This is a genomic window from Variovorax sp. VRV01 (genome assembly GCF_014852545.1).
In the GTDB taxonomy this organism is placed as follows: Bacteria; Pseudomonadota; Gammaproteobacteria; order Burkholderiales; family Burkholderiaceae_C; genus Variovorax; species Variovorax beijingensis_A.
Map to the genome: position 1 here is coordinate 256,291 of NZ_JACVBS010000006.1, position 16,060 is coordinate 272,350.

The 16,060-nt window shown below is 67.5% G+C and carries 20 protein-coding genes; 7 read left to right on the forward strand and 13 right to left on the reverse strand.

Annotated features, from left to right (window positions below; translation table 11 throughout):
- The 3 genes from IB278_RS13375 to folC all read right to left on the reverse strand — a co-directional run bounded on the left by IB278_RS13375 (position 1) and on the right by folC (position 2,747).
- The gene (locus IB278_RS13375) at positions 1-486 is read right to left on the reverse strand and encodes a CvpA family protein (protein WP_145746043.1); all 486 of its coding nucleotides are present in this window, start codon (positions 484-486) and stop codon (positions 1-3) included.
- A gap of 18 nt (positions 487-504) precedes the next feature.
- A complete protein-coding gene (locus IB278_RS13380) occupies positions 505-1,377 on the reverse strand; it encodes an SPOR domain-containing protein (protein WP_192323644.1) in 873 nt (290 codons plus the stop codon).
- A gap of 62 nt (positions 1,378-1,439) precedes the next feature.
- Entirely contained in the window at positions 1,440-2,747 is a 1,308-nt protein-coding gene (folC, locus tag IB278_RS13385; protein ID WP_192323645.1) for a bifunctional tetrahydrofolate synthase/dihydrofolate synthase, read from the reverse strand.
- A gap of 57 nt (positions 2,748-2,804) precedes the next feature.
- On the opposite strand from folC, the gene IB278_RS13390 reads away from it, so the two are divergent.
- The 4 genes from IB278_RS13390 to argG all read left to right on the forward strand — a co-directional run bounded on the left by IB278_RS13390 (position 2,805) and on the right by argG (position 5,633).
- On the forward strand, positions 2,805-3,161 hold the full coding sequence (locus IB278_RS13390) for an ArsC family reductase (RefSeq protein WP_145746040.1): 357 nt from the start codon (positions 2,805-2,807) through the stop codon (positions 3,159-3,161).
- A 58-nt stretch (positions 3,162-3,219) separates the two neighbouring features.
- Positions 3,220-3,810, forward strand: coding sequence for a hypothetical protein (locus tag IB278_RS13395; RefSeq protein ID WP_192323646.1), 591 nt, complete (start codon positions 3,220-3,222; stop codon positions 3,808-3,810).
- A 135-nt stretch (positions 3,811-3,945) separates the two neighbouring features.
- The gene (locus IB278_RS13400; protein WP_015866543.1) at positions 3,946-4,272 is read left to right on the forward strand and encodes a pyrimidine/purine nucleoside phosphorylase; all 327 of its coding nucleotides are present in this window, start codon (positions 3,946-3,948) and stop codon (positions 4,270-4,272) included.
- A 20-nt stretch (positions 4,273-4,292) separates the two neighbouring features.
- Positions 4,293-5,633 (forward strand): argininosuccinate synthase, encoded by a 1,341-nt coding sequence (gene argG / locus IB278_RS13405; RefSeq protein ID WP_192323647.1) that lies wholly within the window; start codon positions 4,293-4,295, stop codon positions 5,631-5,633.
- An 84-nt stretch (positions 5,634-5,717) separates the two neighbouring features.
- Here argG and IB278_RS13410 read toward each other — a convergent pair whose 3' ends face one another.
- Both IB278_RS13410 and murB read right to left on the reverse strand, forming a co-directional pair.
- Positions 5,718-6,557 carry a glycine-rich domain-containing protein gene (locus tag IB278_RS13410; protein ID WP_186454234.1) on the reverse strand — a complete coding sequence of 280 codons (840 nt, stop codon included), beginning with the start codon at positions 6,555-6,557 and terminating at the stop codon, positions 5,718-5,720.
- Positions 6,557-7,609: a UDP-N-acetylmuramate dehydrogenase gene (murB, locus tag IB278_RS13415; protein ID WP_145746037.1), complete on the reverse strand. Its 1,053-nt coding sequence runs from the start codon at positions 7,607-7,609 to the stop codon at positions 6,557-6,559. Before murB ends, IB278_RS13410 begins: the two co-directional genes overlap by 1 nt.
- A 43-nt stretch (positions 7,610-7,652) precedes the next feature.
- Between murB and IB278_RS13420 the strand changes: the two genes are divergently transcribed.
- Complete coding sequence (locus IB278_RS13420; protein ID WP_015866547.1) at positions 7,653-8,138, forward strand: YajQ family cyclic di-GMP-binding protein; 486 nt, start codon at positions 7,653-7,655, stop codon at positions 8,136-8,138.
- A 7-nt stretch (positions 8,139-8,145) separates the two neighbouring features.
- A complete protein-coding gene (locus IB278_RS13425; RefSeq protein ID WP_145746036.1) occupies positions 8,146-8,790 on the forward strand; it encodes a TIGR02281 family clan AA aspartic protease in 645 nt (214 codons plus the stop codon).
- A 9-nt stretch (positions 8,791-8,799) separates the two neighbouring features.
- Here the strand turns inward: IB278_RS13425 and IB278_RS13430 are convergent, their stop codons facing one another.
- From IB278_RS13430 to IB278_RS13445, 4 genes are all read right to left on the reverse strand, one after another.
- A complete protein-coding gene (locus IB278_RS13430) occupies positions 8,800-9,153 on the reverse strand; it encodes a RidA family protein (protein ID WP_145746035.1) in 354 nt (117 codons plus the stop codon).
- A 5-nt stretch (positions 9,154-9,158) separates the two neighbouring features.
- Entirely contained in the window at positions 9,159-9,794 is a 636-nt protein-coding gene (plsY, locus tag IB278_RS13435; RefSeq protein ID WP_145746034.1) for a glycerol-3-phosphate 1-O-acyltransferase PlsY, read from the reverse strand.
- A gap of 71 nt (positions 9,795-9,865) precedes the next feature.
- Positions 9,866-10,363, reverse strand: coding sequence for an aminoacyl-tRNA deacylase (locus IB278_RS13440; protein ID WP_192323648.1), 498 nt, complete (start codon positions 10,361-10,363; stop codon positions 9,866-9,868).
- Positions 10,364-10,516: 153 nt separating this feature from the next.
- Positions 10,517-11,578 carry an aldo/keto reductase gene (locus IB278_RS13445; protein WP_192323649.1) on the reverse strand — a complete coding sequence of 354 codons (1,062 nt, stop codon included), beginning with the start codon at positions 11,576-11,578 and terminating at the stop codon, positions 10,517-10,519.
- Positions 11,579-11,693: 115 nt separating this feature from the next.
- Between IB278_RS13445 and IB278_RS13450 the strand changes: the two genes are divergently transcribed.
- Positions 11,694-12,623 carry an alpha/beta fold hydrolase gene (locus tag IB278_RS13450; protein WP_192323650.1) on the forward strand — a complete coding sequence of 310 codons (930 nt, stop codon included), beginning with the start codon at positions 11,694-11,696 and terminating at the stop codon, positions 12,621-12,623.
- Positions 12,624-12,636: 13 nt separating this feature from the next.
- Here IB278_RS13450 and IB278_RS13455 read toward each other — a convergent pair whose 3' ends face one another.
- From IB278_RS13455 to IB278_RS13470, 4 genes are all read right to left on the reverse strand, one after another.
- The gene (locus tag IB278_RS13455) at positions 12,637-13,329 is read right to left on the reverse strand and encodes an aspartate/glutamate racemase family protein (protein WP_145746030.1); all 693 of its coding nucleotides are present in this window, start codon (positions 13,327-13,329) and stop codon (positions 12,637-12,639) included.
- Between the two features lie 115 nt (positions 13,330-13,444).
- Complete coding sequence (locus tag IB278_RS13460; protein WP_145746029.1) at positions 13,445-14,266, reverse strand: MetQ/NlpA family ABC transporter substrate-binding protein; 822 nt, start codon at positions 14,264-14,266, stop codon at positions 13,445-13,447.
- 35 nt (positions 14,267-14,301) lie between these two features.
- On the reverse strand, positions 14,302-14,964 hold the full coding sequence (locus IB278_RS13465; RefSeq protein ID WP_055803217.1) for a methionine ABC transporter permease: 663 nt from the start codon (positions 14,962-14,964) through the stop codon (positions 14,302-14,304).
- The gene (locus tag IB278_RS13470; protein ID WP_145746028.1) at positions 14,957-15,829 is read right to left on the reverse strand and encodes a methionine ABC transporter ATP-binding protein; all 873 of its coding nucleotides are present in this window, start codon (positions 15,827-15,829) and stop codon (positions 14,957-14,959) included. Before IB278_RS13470 ends, IB278_RS13465 begins: the two co-directional genes overlap by 8 nt.
- Between the last annotated feature and the right edge of the window lie 231 nt (positions 15,830-16,060).

Below are 16,060 nucleotides of genomic sequence, written 5' to 3' on the forward strand. Positions count from 1 at the left end.
TCAGGGCAGGTAGCTTGCCAACTTTTCAGGCAGCGCGGGTTTCAGGCCCTGCAATGCCGCATCGAGAACATTGGCGCTGTGCGATTCGTGCCACCAGGCACTGTCGCTCAACGCCAGCAAATGAACAATGACCGCCAGCACGAGCAGGGCAACCACACCCCGCGCCGCTCCGAAGGCCCCACCCAATATCCGGTCCACCGGCCTGAGGCCGACAGCCGCAATCAGCTTGCGCGTCAGCGCCGCCACCAGGCCCACGCCGAATACCACGCCAACAAACACCAGCACAAAGGCCAGCGGATAGCGCCAGGTGGCCTGCGGGTCGCCGAAGGGCAGCCAGGCCGCCACATCCGACGCCAGCCACTGGGCGGCAATGAATGCAGCCACCCAGCCCGCCAGCGAAATCACCTCGAACACCAGGCCCCGCACCAGGCCGAACAGCATCGACACGAGAACGAGCGTGACAGCAATCCAGTCGAGCAGGGCCACGGCGGCGGGCGATGGCTACTACAACGTGAGGATCGCGGCCGACAAAGACAAGCCCTTGACCTTCTCAGCGGCCTTGTCCGCCTCGGCACGCGAGCCGAACGGGCCGACACGCACACGCGTGCGCTCGCCATCGGCCGTCTTGGCCACGTGCACATAGGTCTTGAGACCGGCCTTCTCGAGTTTCTGCCGCACTTCGCGGGCCTTGTCGGCATCGGCAAAGGCGCCGACCTGCACCACGAAGCGGCCGCCGTCTTCGGACGCGGCGGGCTTGGTGCTGGTGTTGGACGGCTTGCCTTCGAGCAGGGCGCGCGCGCGGTTGCCGTCGTCGGCCGAGGCCGGCTTGGGGGCTGCGGGCTTGGGTTCGGGCTTGGGTTCGGGTTTGGCTTCCGGCTTGGGCTTCGGCTCGGGTTTGGGTTCCGGCTTCGGCTCGGGTTTTGGCTCGGGCTTGCGCTCCGGCTTGGCTTCGGCCGCGGGCCGCGTCTCGGCCGCAGGCGTGCTGGCCGCCGGCTTGCCGGAGTCGGTGATTTCGGTGCCGTCGGCACGCTCGGTGATCATGCCGCCGCTCCCGGACGGTGCCGTGGCCACGCGGGTGCCGGGGTCGGCCGCGCCGGTCGCCGGTGCGGCGGGCGCAGGCGTGGCGGGCACCGGCAATGGCTTGACCTTGTTGCGATCGGGAATCTCGATCGGAATGTCGACCGCAATGGGGCGCGGCTGGGTGTCGAACAGCAGCGGAAATCCGATCACGCCAAGCAGCACCAGGACCGCCGCGCCCACCAGCCGGTGGCGCGCACGGCGACGCATGGTTTCGACACTTTCCGCGGGGACGGCGGCCGGTGCGCTGCGTCCTTCGTTGCCTTGCGGGCCGCGCGTGCGGAACTTGAAAAACGCCATGAAGTTCGATCCCTGAAGGAGTGCAGCGAGGTGTGTGCCAGATGGTGCGGACGGGCCGGCGATCAGCCGCCGGGCAGCAGGTGTTTGGCTTGCAGCCGCGGAGTGCCATGCTCCAGCACGCCACCCACGGTGAAGAACGATCCGAAGACCACGATTCTATCAGCGGGGTCCGCGTGCTCGATGGCTGCGCGCAGCGCTTCCATCGGGCTCGCATGCACGCTGCCGGAGACGTCGGTGCGGGCGTTCTGCGCCTGCCAGCGCGCGAGCAGATCGCTCGCCTTGGCGGCGCGCGGCGTCGGCAGGTCGGTGAAGTACCAGCGGTCGATCATCGGCCCGATGCGCGCGAGGATCGGGGCCAGGTCCTTGTCGGCCATGACGCCGAACACGCCGTGCGTGGTGGGGTAGAAACCCATCGCGTCGAGGTTCTCGGCCAGCGCCGCCACCGCATGGGCGTTGTGCGCCACGTCGAGCACCAGCGCGGGCTCGCCCGGAACGATCTGGAAGCGGCCGGGCAGCTCGACCATCGCGAGCCCCGTGCGCACCGCCTGCGCGGTGATCGGCAGCCGGGGCCGCAGTGCTTCGAGCGCCGCAAGCACGCCCGCGGCATTGAGCAGCTGGTTGGCGCCGCGCAGCGCCGGATAGGCCAGCCCGCTGTAGCGCCGGCCGCGGCCCGACCAGCCCCACTGCTGCTTGTCGCCCGACAGATTGAAATCGTGCCCGAAGCGCCAGAGGTCGGCGCCGATGGCCGCCGCATGGTCGACCACGCTTTGCGGCGGCATCGGGTCGCTCACGATGGCGGGCTTGCCCGGGCGCATGATGCCGGCCTTCTCGAAGCCGATGCTTTCGCGGTCGGGGCCGAGATAGTCCATGTGGTCGAGGTCGATGCTGGTGATGACCGCGCAGTCGGTGTCGATGATGTTGACCGCGTCGAGCCGGCCGCCGAGCCCGACCTCGAGAATGGCCACGTCGGGCTTCTCTTCGATCATGCAGCGCAGGATGCCCAGGGTGGTGAACTCGAAGTACGTCAGGGGCATGTCGCCCCGGGCCACTTCCACCGCCTCGAAGCTTGCTATCAGTTTGGAAGCATCGACCGCCTCGCCCGCCAGCCGCAGCCGCTCCTCGAAGCGCACCAGGTGCGGCGACGTGAAAACCGCCGTGCGATAGCCGGCATGCGTGAGGATCGATTCGAGCATGGCGCAGGTCGAACCCTTGCCGTTGGTGCCGGCCACGGTGATCACCGGGCAGTCGAAGCGCAGGCCCATGCGGGCGGCCATCTCCTTGGCGCGGTCGAGGCCGAGCTCGATGTTCTTGGGATGGAGTTGCTCGGCGCGCGCGAGCCAGTCGTTAAGGGTTTCCATGGAGCCCGGCATTGTCGCCGACCCGGAAAGCGCCCGGCGCCCCACGTTTTATCGGCATCATTGGCATCCATGACAACCCTCTACGGCATTCCGAATTGCGACACCGTCAAGCGCGCCCGCGCCTGGCTCGACGACCACGGCGTCGCCTACACCTTCCATGATTTCAAGAAACAGGGCGTGCCCGAGGCCGAGCTCGACCAGTGGCTCAGGAAGCCCGGCTGGGAGGCGCTGGTGAACCGCCGCGGCACCACCTGGCGCCAGCTCGACGAAGCCACCCGCAACGCGGTGGTCGACGCCGCTTCGGCGCGGGCCGTGCTGCTGGCCAACCCCAGCCTGATCAAGCGGCCGGTGGTCAACTGGGGGCCGAAAACCGGCGTTACGGCAGGGTTCGATGCCGAAACCTGGGCCACCGTGAACGCCGTGTAAACGCCGGAACCCCGCCTCGCCGGCCGGCCTCCAACCCCGATCTGCAGGAGAGCACACCATGAACAAGCACGTTTTTCGCACCCTCGCGGGTCTTTCCGTGGCCGGCCTGCTGGCGACGGGCGCCGGTGTCGCGCAGGCCCAGCAGGTGGTCCAGGCCCGGGTGATTTCCGCGACCCCGGTCCGCGAAACGACCGGCAGCGACGTCAGCTACAACGTCACCTACGAATACAACGGCCGCCAGTACACCACCCGCACCAACAGCCGGCCGGGCGCGACCATCCCGGTCGAGGTCAGCGCCTATGGCGTGACGACCTCGCCGGTCGCGCCGCAGCCGCAGTTGCAGCCCTACCCGGTCGAGGCCTACAACGGCGGCCAGCAGCAGTACCAGCAGCAGCCGCAATACGCGCAACCAGGCGGCTCGGCCTGGGACAACGTCGTGCCCGAACCTGGCGTGGTGGTCTCCAATGCACCGGCGCCGGTCTATGTACAGCCGGCCCCGGTCTACGCGCCGCCGGTCTACGTGCAGCCTGCCTACACCTATCCCTATGCCTATCCCTACGCATACCCGCCGGTCGGCATTTCGCTGAATCTCGGCTACTCGCGGGGCTGGGGCGGCTATCGCGGATACGGCTACCGCCACTGGCGCTGAGCCGCCCGCAGCGGTACGGCCGGCCGGCCGTGCCGGCCAAGCCCTAAAATCGAGGACTTTTCCAACCCCCAAGGGGTGCGCCGCCGTGGTGGCGCGTCCTCGACCAGCCGACCGCGCATGCGCCGGCGCCCTCCAATGACGACGACTACCGACACTCTCAACAGCGCCGCAGTGGCGACCAAGGCCAATGTGTATTTCGACGGCAAGTGCGTGAGCCACAGTCTCACGCTGGCCGACGGCACCAGGAAATCGGTCGGCGTGATCCTTCCGTCCACCCTGACCTTCAACACCGGCGCGCCCGAAATCATGGAAGGCACCGCCGGCAGCTGCGAATACCAGTTGGCGGGAACCACCGAATGGATCGCCTCGGGCGCCGGACAGAAGTTCAGCGTGCCGGGCAATTCGAGCTTCCAGATCCGGGTCACTGGCGAGCCCTACAGCTACATCTGCCACTTCGGCTGAACCGCGAACCGGACACCCACATGTCGACCATTCTCCAAAACGTTCCCGCCGGCCAGAAGGTCGGCATTGCCTTTTCGGGCGGCCTGGACACCAGCGCGGCACTGCACTGGATGAAGCTGAAGGGCGCGATCCCCTACGCCTACACCGCCAACCTCGGCCAGCCCGACGAGCCCGACTACGACGAGATCCCGCGCAAGGCGATGCTCTATGGCGCCGAGAACGCGCGCCTGATCGACTGCCGCGCGCAGCTCGCCAACGAAGGCATCGCCGCGCTGCAGGCCGGTGCCTTCCACGTCACCACCGCCGGCGTCACCTACTTCAACACCACGCCGCTCGGCCGCGCAGTGACCGGCACCATGCTGGTGTCGGCCATGAAGGAAGACGACGTCCACATCTGGGGCGACGGCAGCACCTACAAGGGCAACGACATCGAGCGCTTCTACCGCTACGGCCTGCTCACCAACCCGAACCTCAAGATCTACAAGCCCTGGCTCGACCAGCTGTTCATCGACGAGCTCGGCGGCCGCGCCGAGATGTCGGCCTTCATGACGAAGGCCGGCTTCGGCTACAAGATGTCGGCCGAGAAGGCCTACAGCACCGACTCCAACATGCTCGGCGCCACGCACGAGGCCAAGGACCTGGAGAACCTCGACAGCGGCATCCAGATCGTGCAGCCGATCATGGGCGTGGCGTTCTGGAAGGACGAAGTCGAGGTCAAGCGCGAAACCGTCAGCGTGCGCTTCGAGGAAGGCCGCCCGGTCGCCCTGAACGGCGTCGAGCACGCGAACCTCGTCGACCTGATCCTGGAAGCCAACCGCATCGGCGGCCGCCACGGCCTGGGCATGAGCGACCAGATCGAGAACCGCATCATCGAAGCCAAGAGCCGCGGCATCTACGAGGCGCCCGGCCTCGCGCTGCTGTTCATCGCCTACGAGCGCCTGGTCACCGGCATCCACAACGAAGACACGATCGAGCAGTACCGCGACCACGGCCGCAAGCTCGGCCGCCTGCTCTACCAGGGCCGCTGGTTCGACCCGCAGGCCATCATGCTGCGCGAGACCGCACAGCGCTGGGTGGCGCGCGCCATCACCGGCGAAGTGACGATCGAGCTGCGCCGCGGCAACGACTACTCGATTCTCAACACCGTCTCGCCCAACCTCACCTACAAGCCCGAGCGCCTGAGCATGGAAAAGGTCGAGGGCGCGTTCACGCCGCTGGACCGCATCGGCCAGCTCACGATGCGCAATCTTGACATCGTCGACACGCGCGAGAAGCTGGCCATCTACACCCGTACCGGGCTGCTGTCGCCGGGCCAGGGCACCGCCGTGCCGCGGCTTTCGAACGACGACGAGACCAAGTAAGCCAACGCGCTTTTTTCTCTTCCAATGACGAACGGGCCCTCGCGGGCCCGTTTGCATTGGTGCGCTGGGGTGCGCGCCCGCCGGTCAATCGCCGCCGCCGCCTCCGCAGCCGCCGCCACAACCGCCGCCGTCGCCGCCGGACGAATCCCCTCCCCCGCCGCCATCGCCGCTGCCGCTGCTCGATTCGCTGCCGCCGAAGCCGCCGGCATCGCCCGAACTGCCGCCATCCGACGACGACTCGCCGAAGCTGCTGCCGCAGTGGGCATCCGAGCCGGCATGCCGGTCGACGGCCTTGCAGTCGGGCACGTAGTCGAAGCCGCCCGGAATGCCGAACTTCACGTCGAGTGCAAACAAGAGCGGCAGGCGCGCCGGCGTGCGCGGATCGATGCTTTCCTCCTTGCAGGCCCAGTACCAGCTGCGGCGCAGGCCGTCGTTGCGCTTCGGGTCCTTGCCCAGCACCTCGGCCGGGCTGTGGTGCAGCATGCCGCCGAAGGCCGCCTTGCACCAGTTCTGGTAGCCCTGCGTGTGCAGGATGAATTCGTGCCAGGCCGTGTCGACCACCTTGGACGGCATGGCGACGAACTTGCGGCCGCTGCGCAGATGCGCCATGAAGAACTGGCGCAGCCCGCGCAGCACCAGTTCGGCGTCGCGCTGGCTGAGCCCGGGGTGGGCCGCGCGCAGCTTGCGGGCCAGGAAGGGCGGCAGCCGGGCCTCGCGGATGAACTGGCGGCGCAGGCTGGTTTCCATGAAACCGAGCGCGGCTGCCAGCGCCCAGGCGGCCAGGATCAACGGCACCAGCGCCAGCCGGCCGTGGCGCAAGGCGAAGAACACCGAAACGAAGGCTCCCACCACCACGGCCCGCCGGGTCCAGATCAAAGCGGCAATGCGCCGCCGGTAGTTCAGGTGCAGGAAGTCGAGGTCCATCAGACGACCACCGGCTCCGGTTCCAGCCGGATGCCGAAGCGCTCGTACACGCTGGTCTGGATGGCCTTGGCCAGGGTCATGACCTCGCCGCCCGTGACCGGGTTCTCGAGGCCGCCGCGGTTCACCAGCACCAGCGCCTGCTTCTCGTAGACGCCGGCATTGCCGACCGACTTGCCCTTCCAGCCGCAGGCGTCGATGAGCCAGCCGGCCGCGAGCTTGATGCTGCCGTCGTCCATCGGGTAGTGCACGATCTTGGGATCGCGCGCGATGATGTCGGCGCACTGCTCGGGCGTGACCGTGGGGTTCTTGAAGAAGCTGCCGGCATTGCCGAGCACGCGCCAGTCGGGCAGCTTGGCGCGGCGGATGGCGCAGACCCAGTCGAACACGTCGGTGGCGCTGGGCGTGAAGTTGCCGGTTTCGGCCATCTTGCGCTCGAGGTCGAGGTAGCCCACCACGGCTTTCCAGGGCTTGGGCAGGCGAAAGCGCACGCGGGTGATGAGCGCCCGGCCCGACAGGCCGAAGTCGTTGGGGCCGCTGCGCACGTGCTTGAACACCGAGTCGCGGTAGCCGAAGGCACACTGGGCGGCATCGAGCGTGAAACTGCGCCCGGTGTCCAGGTCGATGGCATCGAGCGAATCGAAGCGGTCCTGCAGTTCGACGCCGTAGGCGCCGATGTTCTGCACCGGCGCGCCGCCCACCGTGCCTGGAATGAGCGCCAGGTTCTCGAGCCCCGGATAGCCATGCTCGAGCATCCATTGCACCGCGTCGTGCCAGATTTCGCCCGCGCCGGCCTCCACGATCCAGGCGCGCGGGGTCTCTTCGACCAGCCGCAGCCCCTTGATCTCGACCTTCAGCACCAGCGGCTTGACGTCGCCGGTGAGCACGATGTTGCTGCCGCCGCCCAGCACGAAGCGGGGCGCGTCGCGCCAGCGGGGGTCGGCCCGCAGCTCGGCCACGTCCGCCTCGCTGGCGATGCGCGCCAGGTTCTGCGCGCGCGCGACGATGCCGAAGCTGTTGTACGGCTGCAGCGGGACGTTGTTCTCCACGATCATGGGAGAATTGTCGCATCCAGCACCCGTGAATTCAGGAGAGCCCATGCCGTCGTTCGATACCGTCTGCGAACCGAATCTGCCCGAAGTGAAGAATGCGGTCGAAAACACCGCCAAGGAAATCGCAACGCGCTTCGATTTCAAGGGCACGGCCGCCGCCGTCGAGCTCAAGGACAAGGAAATCACCATGATCGGCGACGCCGAGTTCCAGCTCGTGCAGGTCGAGGACATCCTGCGCGCCAAGCTCACCAAGCGCAGCGTCGACGTGCGCTTCCTCGACAAGGGCGACGTGCAGAAGATCGGCGGCGACAAGGTCAAGCAGGTCATCAAGGTCAAGAGCGGCATCGAGTCCGAGCAGGCCAAGAAGATCACCCGCATCATCAAGGACAGCAAGCTCAAGGTGCAGGCCGCGATCCAGGGCGACGCGGTGCGCATCACCGGCGCCAAGCGCGACGACCTGCAGGCTGCCATGGCACTCATCAAGAAGGACGTGCCCGACATGCCGCTGTCTTTCAACAACTTCCGCGACTGAGCCGCGGATGAAAGCCCTCGTCGTCGCAGCGCAGCTCCTGGCTGCCGCTGCCGGGGCGCATGCGGCCGGCTCCGTGATGCTGACCGGCACCATCGGCAGCCGCGCAATCCTGATCGTGAACGGCGCACCTCCCAAGACCGTGGCGGTCGGCGAGACCTTCCAGGGCGTGAAGCTGGTGTCGCTGCAGGCCGAGCAGGCGGTGGTCGAGCTCGAGGGCAAGCGCGTCAACCTGCGCATGGACACGCCGGTCAGCATCGGCGGCGGGGGCGGTTCGGGCGGCGGGGGCAGCCGCATCGTGCTGCCGGCCGACAGCCGCGGCCATTTCATGACGCAGGGCGCCATCAACGGCCGCCCCGTCACCTTCATGCTCGACACGGGTGCCACGTCGATCGCCCTGTCGGCCGACGACGCCCAGCGCATCGGCCTGGACTACAGCAAGGGCCAGCGCGTCGTGATGAACACCGCCAATGGGCAGGCGGCGGGCTATCGGCTGCGCCTGCAATCGGTGCGCGTGGGCGATGTCGAGGTGTACGACATCGACGCCATCGTCTCGCCGCAGCCCATGCCCTTCGTGCTGCTGGGCAACAGCTTCATCAACCGCTTCTCGATGCGCCGCGACGCGGACCAGATGGTCCTGGAAAAACGCTATTGACCGTCCGCGTCAGGCCTGGGCGGCCGTGACGACGATCTCGATCTTGTAGGCCGCATTGGCCATCTTGGCCTGCACCGTTGCGCGCGGCGGGGTGTTGCCGGCGGGAATCCAAGCGTCCCACACCTCGTTCATGGCCGTGATGTCGCTGATGTCGGCCAGGAAGATCTGCGTCATGAGGATGCGCGACTTGTCGCTGCCGGCCTCGGCCAGCAGGCGGTCGACCATCGCCAGCACCTGGGAGGTCTGGCCGCGGATGTCCTGCGTGGTGTCGTCGGGCACCTGGCCCGCAAGGTAGATGGTGCCGTTGTGCACAGCCGTCTCGGACAGGCGCGGGCCGACGTGGAAGCGGGTGATGGATGCCATGATGTTCAAGCCTTTTTCTTCGAGCCGAGTTTCGACTCCGTGCCGGCCGCGAGCCGGCGGATGTTTTCGCGGTGCCGCCAGATCAGCAGCAGACTCATGATGATGATCGCAATCAGCACCGTGCGGTCGAGCGGCCACGCAATGTTTCCGCCCAAAAGGTAATAGGCCGGTGCAAAGAAGGCCGCCACCAGCGACGACAGCGACGAATAGCGGAAGAACACCGCAATGATCAGCCAGGTGGCGCCAGTGGCCAGCCCCAGCCAGGGTGCGATGCCCACCAGCACGCCCGCCGCGGTGGCCACGCCCTTGCCTCCCTGGAAGCCGAAGAACACGGGATAGAGGTGGCCCAGGAAGGCCGCCAGGCCCGCCAGCGCGGCCACGCCCTCGCCCAGGCCCCACTGCGCGCCGAAATGCCGGATCAGGAACACCGGCAGCCAGCCCTTGAGCGCATCGAGCAGCAGCGTGGCCAGCGCCGCGCCCTTGTTCCCCGAGCGCAGCACGTTGGTGGCACCGGGGTTCCCGCTGCCGTAGCTGCGCGGATCGGCCATGCCGAGCGCCCTGCTCACGATGACCGCAAAGGACAGCGAGCCGATCAGGTACGAGGCCACGATGGCGATGAGGGACGGCAGGTGAAAGCTCAAGGCGGCGCTCCGCGGGGGAATGGTTGTTCTTGTTCAGCGGCGCCGGCCCGGGCCGGGCTGCGCCGCGCCGGCTATTCTGCCAGCGCGCACTGCACCGGCGTGGCGCCCAGCAAGGCGATGCACACCTGCGGGTCGATGCCCACCAGGTAGCCGCGCCGCCCGCCGTTGATCGCGATCCTCGGCAGTTCGAGGATGGTCGACTCGATGTAGACCGGCATCCGGCGCCGCGTGCCGAAGGGCGAGGTGCCGCCCACCATGTAGCCGCTGTGGCGCTGCGCGACCTCGGGCTTGCAGGGCTCGACCGACTTGGCGCCGATCTGCCGCGCGAGGTTCTTGGTCGACACGGTGCGGTTGCCGTGCATCAGCACGATCAGCGGTTTGGCGTCCTGGTCCTGCATCACGAGCGTCTTCACCACCGTGAAGGGATCGAAGCCCAGCACGGCAGCGCTGTGCTGCGCGCCGCCGTGCTCCAGGTACTCGTACGGATGCTCGGTGAAGGCGACCTTGTTCGCGCGCAGCAGCTGCGTCGCGGGGGTTTCGCTCACGTGAACTGCGCTCTTCTTTGCCATCTCACGCGTCCCGGAAACAGCCGACCCGGCGATCTCTCCCTCCCCTTCGCGGGATGCCGTGGAACCGGCTCTGCCGGGCCACTGGCGTCGCCCCCGGCGAGGGGGTGGGCGAAGCGACACGAAGTGCGCAAAGCCTGGGGGAGAGCCAATCCATCACGCCGCCGGATCCCGGATCTCCCACCGGATCCTGTCGATCTCGGCCAGCACCTCGGGCGAGAGCGTGGTGCCGTAGGCATCGATGTCTTCGTCGAGCTGCGCCAGCGTCGTCACGCCGATGATGGTGCTCGCCACCTGCCACTTGGTGTAGCAGAACCCCAGCGCAAGCTGCACCGGCGTGAGGCCGTTGTCTCGCGCGAGCTGGTTGTACAGGCGCGCGGCCTTCAGCGCATCGGGGCGGCCCCAGCGCAGCTTGCGCACCGACTCGTAGCGCGTGATGCGCGCGGCCTCGGGCGCATCGGGCCCGGTGATGCCGCTCCGGTCGTACTTGCCGGTGAGCAAGCCGTAGGCCAGCGGCGAATACGCCAGCAGCGACACGCCCAGCCGGTGCATCGTCTCGTCCAGGCCGTTCTCCACGCCGCGGCTCGCCAGGTTGTAGACGTTCTGCACCGTGGCCACGCGCGGCAGCCCGTGCTGTTCGGCCAGCCGCACGAACTCGTGCACGCCGTACGGCGTCTCGTTCGACAGGCCGATTGCGCGCACCTTGCCGGCCTTCACCAGCCCGCCGAGGGCTTCGAGCTGTTCGCGGATCGGCGTCTGCGAGACCTCCTTGGCCGGGTCGTAGTAGATGTTGCCGAAGGCCGGCACGTGACGCTCGGGCCAGTGGATCTGGTACAGGTCGATGACGTCGGTCTTCAGCCGCTTCAGGCTCGCGTTGCACGAGGCCACGATGTCGGCCGCCGTCATGCCCACGCCTTCGCGCACCCATGGCGTGTTGCGCAGCGGGCCGGCCACCTTGGTGGCGAGCGTGATCTTCTGCCGCGCACCGGGGTTGGCCGCGAACCAGTTGCCGATGATGGTTTCGGTGACGCTGTAGGTTTCCTGGCGCGTGGGCACCGAGTACATCTCGGCCGTGTCGATGAAATCGACGCCGCGCTCGAGCGAGCGGCTCAGGATGGCGTGGGACGTGGGCTCGTCCACCTGCTCGCCGAAGGTCATGGTGCCCAGGCAGATCGGGGTGACGTGCAGGTCGCTCTGGCCGAGTTGGATTTTTTTCATGCGCGGGATGCTACCGCCCTCCTCCCCGATGCGCTGGCCGCGGGCCTAAAACCCGATCGGGCGCTGTCCTGTGCCGGACTGCGCCCCATCGCCGGGCTCCTTATCATCGGCGCCCATGTACCAAGCCCTTCGTCCCTCGCGCAGCGAATTCGTGCCCGTGCGCAACCTCCGCTACCACGTGCGCCTCTGGGGCGAGCCCTCGGCCGCACGGCCGCCGCTGGTGCTGCTGCATGGCTGGATGGACGTGGCGGCCTCCTGGCAGTTCGTGGTCGACGCACTGGCCGAAGAGCGCTTCATCGTCGCGCCCGACTGGCGCGGCTTCGGCCTCACCGACGGCGGCGGCGTCGACAACTACTGGCTGCCCGACTACCTGGCCGATCTCGAATGGCTGCTCGACCACTACGCGGGCGAAGGCGACGCGGCGCGGCCGGTCGACCTGGTCGGCCACAGCATGGGAGGCAACGTCGCCATGCACTACGCGGGCACCCGGCCCGGGCGCATCCGGCGCCTCGTCAACCTCGAAGGCTTCGGCATGCCGGCGCGCAAGCCCGAGGAAGCGCCCGCGCGCTACGGCCAGTGGATCGACGAGCTCAAGCGCCTGCACCGCGGCGAGATGGCGCTGGCGGGCTACTCGGGCGTGGACGGCGTGGCCCGGCGGCTCATGAAGACCAACCCGCGCCTCACGCCCGACAAGGCCGGCTGGCTCGCGAGCCATTGGTCCGCGCTCCAGGTGCAGGCCGACGGCAGCGAGCGCTGGCAGATCCTCGGCGACGCTGCGCACAAGATCATCAATGCCAACATCTTCAGGGTCGACGAAACGCTGGCGCTCTATGCGCGGATCTCGGCCCCCACGCTGATGGTCGAGGCTGCCGACGACAGCCTGCAGGGCTGGTGGAAGAACCGCTACACGCTCGAAGAATTCCACGAGCGGCTGAAGTCCGTGCCTTCGGTGCGCATCGAGCAGGTGGCCGAGGCGGGCCACATGCTGCACCACGACCAGCCGCAGCGCGTGGCCGGATTGATCGAGCAGTTCCTGGCCGGCTGAGCCGGCCGGCGCGTCAGGCCGTGGCGCGCCGCAGCGCCGCGCGCGCCAGCAGCCGTGTGGAGTCGAGCGTGGGCAGCGGCGAATTCACGTCGTTCATGATGAGTGGAATCTCGGTGCAGCCGAGCACCACGGCATCGCAGCCGTCTTCGTCCTTCATGCGCTGGATCACGCGCCGGAACGCGAGGACCGCGTCGGGCGTGAAGACGCCGCGGACCAGCTCGTCCATGATGATGCGGTTGATTTCCTCGCGCTCCAGGGCCGTGGGCCGGACGTATTCGAGCCCCCTGGCCGAGAGCTTCTCGGGATAGACCTCGCTGTCCACCAGCCAGCGCGTGCCGGTGATGGCGAGGCGCCGGAAACCGCGCTGCACCGCTTCGTCGGCCACGCACTCGGCGATGTGCAGCCAGGGCAGCGGCGAGCGCGCCTCGATGAAGGGCAGCGCCTGGTGAATGGTGTTGTCAGGGCAGACCAGGAAGTCAGCGCCGATCTTGGCCAGCTTGCTCGCCGAGGCAAGCATCACCTCGCCCACGCCATGCCAGTCGCCGCGGTAGATGTGCGCCATGTAGTCGGAAAGCGAGGGCGTGTGCATGGCCACTTCGGGATGCGCATGCGGGCCGAGCAGCTCGGCCCCCTCCACGCAGATGGTCTGGTAGCAGAGCGCCGCGCCTTCGGCGGAACACCCGACGATTCCGATGTGCTGGGTCATCCGCACATGCTACAAGCCCGACGGCCGGAGCGCGCCGGGCCGGCCCGGAAAACCCGGTTTTCTTCGGCGGCGCCGTTGCCCGTGAGCATCGGCCCCCTCGATTGCCTAAGAAGAATTACTGCAGGAAGCTGGGCTTGGCATAGCCCTGAAACTTGCTGTCGACCACGGCCTTGAATTCCTTCGAGCGGTAGGCCTCGGCGATGTCCCTGGCCCAGGGCGCGTTCTTGTCCGCGCTCTTCACGGCCACCACGTTCAGGTAGTAGTCGGGCGTCTTCTCGAGCACCACGGCTTCGTTGAGCTTCAGGCCCGACGAGATCGCGAAGTTGCCGTTGACGATGGCGTATTCGGTATCGCCCAGCGAGCGCGGCAGCTGCGCGGCCTCGAGCGGAATGAACTTGAGCTTCTTCGGGTTCTCGGCTACGTCCTTCTCGGATGCGCGCAGCGGATCGACGCCGGGCTTGATGGTGATCAGCTTGTTCTGCTCCAGCAGCACCAATGCGCGGGCCAGGTTGCTCGGGTCATTGGGCAGCGTGAAGCGGTCGCCCTCCTTCACCTCGGCCAGCGTCTTGCGCTTGGTGGAGTACACGCCCAGCGGCGCGATCGGGCCCTGCACCAGTTCGGCAAGGTCGAGCTTCTGGTCGGCCGAGAACTTCTTCAAATAGACCTGGTGCTGGAAGAAGTTGGCATCGAGCGAACCCTGCGCGAGCGCGAGGTTGGGCTGCACGTAGTCGTTGAACTCGACCAGCTTCACCTTGTAGCCCTTCTTTTCGAGGATGGGCACGATGCCGAACTTGAGCTGGTCGTAGTTGGAGCCGGCGGTGCCGCCGATCACGAGGTTCTTCTTGGCTTCCTGGGCCTGCGCCGGTGAAAGGCCGCCGAACGACAGGGCAAGCAGGGACAGGGCAAGGACGGAGCGGCGTAGCAGAGCGGTTTTCATGAAATCAAAAAAGGAAGGAACGAGAGAAAAAAGATTCAACGCTTGTCCAGCCTGCGCGCCGTGGTGTTGCCCACGAACTGCAGGATCTGCACCAGCACCACGAGCAGCGCCACGGTGAGCACCATCACGTCGGTCTGGAAGCGGTAGTAGCCATAGCGGATCGCCAGGTCGCCGATGCCGCCGCCGCCCACCACGCCGGCAATCGCCGAGTAGGAGAGAAAGCTCACCGCCAGCACCGTGAGCGCGAGCACCAGGCCCGAGCGCGCCTCGACCACCAGCACGCGCCAGACGATCTGCAGCTCCGAGGCGCCCATGGCATGCGCCGCCTCGATCACGCCGCGCGGCACTTCGCGCAGGCACTGGTCGACCAGCCGCGCAAAGTACGGAATGGCCGCGAACGACAGCGGCACCGCGGCCGCCAGCGGGCCGATGGACGTGCCCGCGATCACCCGCGTGAACGGCACCAGCGCCACCAGCAGGATGATGAAAGGAAACGAGCGCACGGTGTTCACGATCCAGTTGAGCACCAGGAACGCCGGCTTGTTCTCGAGCGACTGGCCCGGCCCCAGCAGGAACAGCAGGATGCCCAGCGGCCCGCCGATGAGCACCGCGGCCGAGAGGCCGATGGCCAGCATCAGGAAGGTCTGGCCCGTGGCGGTCCACAGCTCGGGGAGGATGGGCGCGATGTTCTCAAACATAGGCCACCTCCTGCGGGCTGCGCTGCAGCGACGGCGGGTGAGGCTCGATGGGTTCGCGCGCCTCGCGTTCGCGGCGGCGCACCAGCGCGTCGATCTCGCGGCCCAGCGCCGTCTTGCGCTCTTCGCTCGGCGCATCGACCACCGCGAACTGCTCCACCAGCCGGCCCTTCTCCAGAATGGCCACATTGCGGCACAGCACCTCGACCACCGAGAGCTCGTGCGTGACGATCACGATGGTCACGCCGATCTTCTGGTTGATGTCGCGCAGCGTTTCGAGCAGCGCGCGCGTGGTTTCGGTGTCCAGCGCCGAGGTGGGCTCGTCGCACAGCAGCACCTGCGGCCGCGGCGCCAGCGCACGCGCAATGGCCACGCGCTGCTTTTGCCCGCCCGAGAGCTGCGCCGGGTAGGTGTCGATCTTCTCGGCCAGGCCCACCAGGGCCAGGCATTCGCGGACCCGCGCATCGATCTCGGCCCTGGAATGGCGGCCATGGATCTTCAGCGGGAAGGCCACGTTGTCGAACACCGTGGCGTTCTGCAGCAGGTTGAACTGCTGGAAGATCATGCCGATGTTCTGGCGCGTGTCGCGCAGCTCGCGGCGCGAGAGCGTCGTGAGGTCGCGCCCACCCACGAAGACCCGGCCCGCATCGGGCCGCTCCAGCAGGTTGATGAGGCGCAGCAAGGTCGACTTGCCCGCGCCGCTCTTGCCGATCAGGCCGAACACGTCGCCGGGGTGGATGTCGAGCGAGAGCGACTGCACGGCGTCGAACACCTCGCCGCTGGGCAGTGCGAAGGACTTCTGCACGGATTGAAGACGGATCACGGGCTGCGCGTTGCCGCGGCCCGCATCGGAAGAAAGGTTGCTCATGAAAAAGGCAGCGGCGGGCGCGGAGCCGGCCACAAAGGTTCGCGAAAAGGGGCCGAGTATGAAAACAAAGGCGCCAAAAGGGAACGAACAAATCGTCTCATGCATATGCATGAAAACGCATAAGACGCCCGAATTGCCCGGCGCAGACGCCATATCGATATGCCCATTGGTTCGTTCCCAAATGCGCCGGGCAATGCCACATTCGCGCCCTCCTTTTTTGATTTCGCGCAA

Bases quoted from the DNA above. Each gene is read 5' to 3' on its own strand.
- IB278_RS13450 (WP_192323650.1), top strand. From the start codon at position 11,694: ATGTACCAAGCCCTTCGTCCCTCGCGCAGCGAATTCGTGCCCGTGCGC.
- IB278_RS13395 (WP_192323646.1), top strand. From the start codon at position 3,220: ATGAACAAGCACGTTTTTCGCACCCTCGCGGGTCTTTCCGTGGCCGGC.
- IB278_RS13470 (WP_145746028.1), bottom strand. From the start codon at position 15,829: ATGAGCAACCTTTCTTCCGATGCGGGCCGCGGCAACGCGCAGCCCGTG.
- argG (WP_192323647.1), top strand. From the start codon at position 4,293: ATGTCGACCATTCTCCAAAACGTTCCCGCCGGCCAGAAGGTCGGCATT.
- IB278_RS13440 (WP_192323648.1), bottom strand. From the start codon at position 10,363: ATGGCAAAGAAGAGCGCAGTTCACGTGAGCGAAACCCCCGCGACGCAG.
- IB278_RS13465 (WP_055803217.1), bottom strand. From the start codon at position 14,964: ATGTTTGAGAACATCGCGCCCATCCTCCCCGAGCTGTGGACCGCCACG.
- IB278_RS13390 (WP_145746040.1), top strand. From the start codon at position 2,805: ATGACAACCCTCTACGGCATTCCGAATTGCGACACCGTCAAGCGCGCC.
- IB278_RS13445 (WP_192323649.1), bottom strand. From the start codon at position 11,578: ATGAAAAAAATCCAACTCGGCCAGAGCGACCTGCACGTCACCCCGATC.
- IB278_RS13400 (WP_015866543.1), top strand. From the start codon at position 3,946: ATGACGACGACTACCGACACTCTCAACAGCGCCGCAGTGGCGACCAAG.
- IB278_RS13420 (WP_015866547.1), top strand. From the start codon at position 7,653: ATGCCGTCGTTCGATACCGTCTGCGAACCGAATCTGCCCGAAGTGAAG.
- folC (WP_192323645.1), bottom strand. From the start codon at position 2,747: ATGCCGGGCTCCATGGAAACCCTTAACGACTGGCTCGCGCGCGCCGAG.
- IB278_RS13455 (WP_145746030.1), bottom strand. From the start codon at position 13,329: ATGACCCAGCACATCGGAATCGTCGGGTGTTCCGCCGAAGGCGCGGCG.
- IB278_RS13425 (WP_145746036.1), top strand. From the start codon at position 8,146: ATGAAAGCCCTCGTCGTCGCAGCGCAGCTCCTGGCTGCCGCTGCCGGG.
- IB278_RS13430 (WP_145746035.1), bottom strand. From the start codon at position 9,153: ATGGCATCCATCACCCGCTTCCACGTCGGCCCGCGCCTGTCCGAGACG.
- IB278_RS13410 (WP_186454234.1), bottom strand. From the start codon at position 6,557: ATGGACCTCGACTTCCTGCACCTGAACTACCGGCGGCGCATTGCCGCT.
- IB278_RS13460 (WP_145746029.1), bottom strand. From the start codon at position 14,266: ATGAAAACCGCTCTGCTACGCCGCTCCGTCCTTGCCCTGTCCCTGCTT.
- IB278_RS13380 (WP_192323644.1), bottom strand. From the start codon at position 1,377: ATGGCGTTTTTCAAGTTCCGCACGCGCGGCCCGCAAGGCAACGAAGGA.
- murB (WP_145746037.1), bottom strand. From the start codon at position 7,609: ATGATCGTGGAGAACAACGTCCCGCTGCAGCCGTACAACAGCTTCGGC.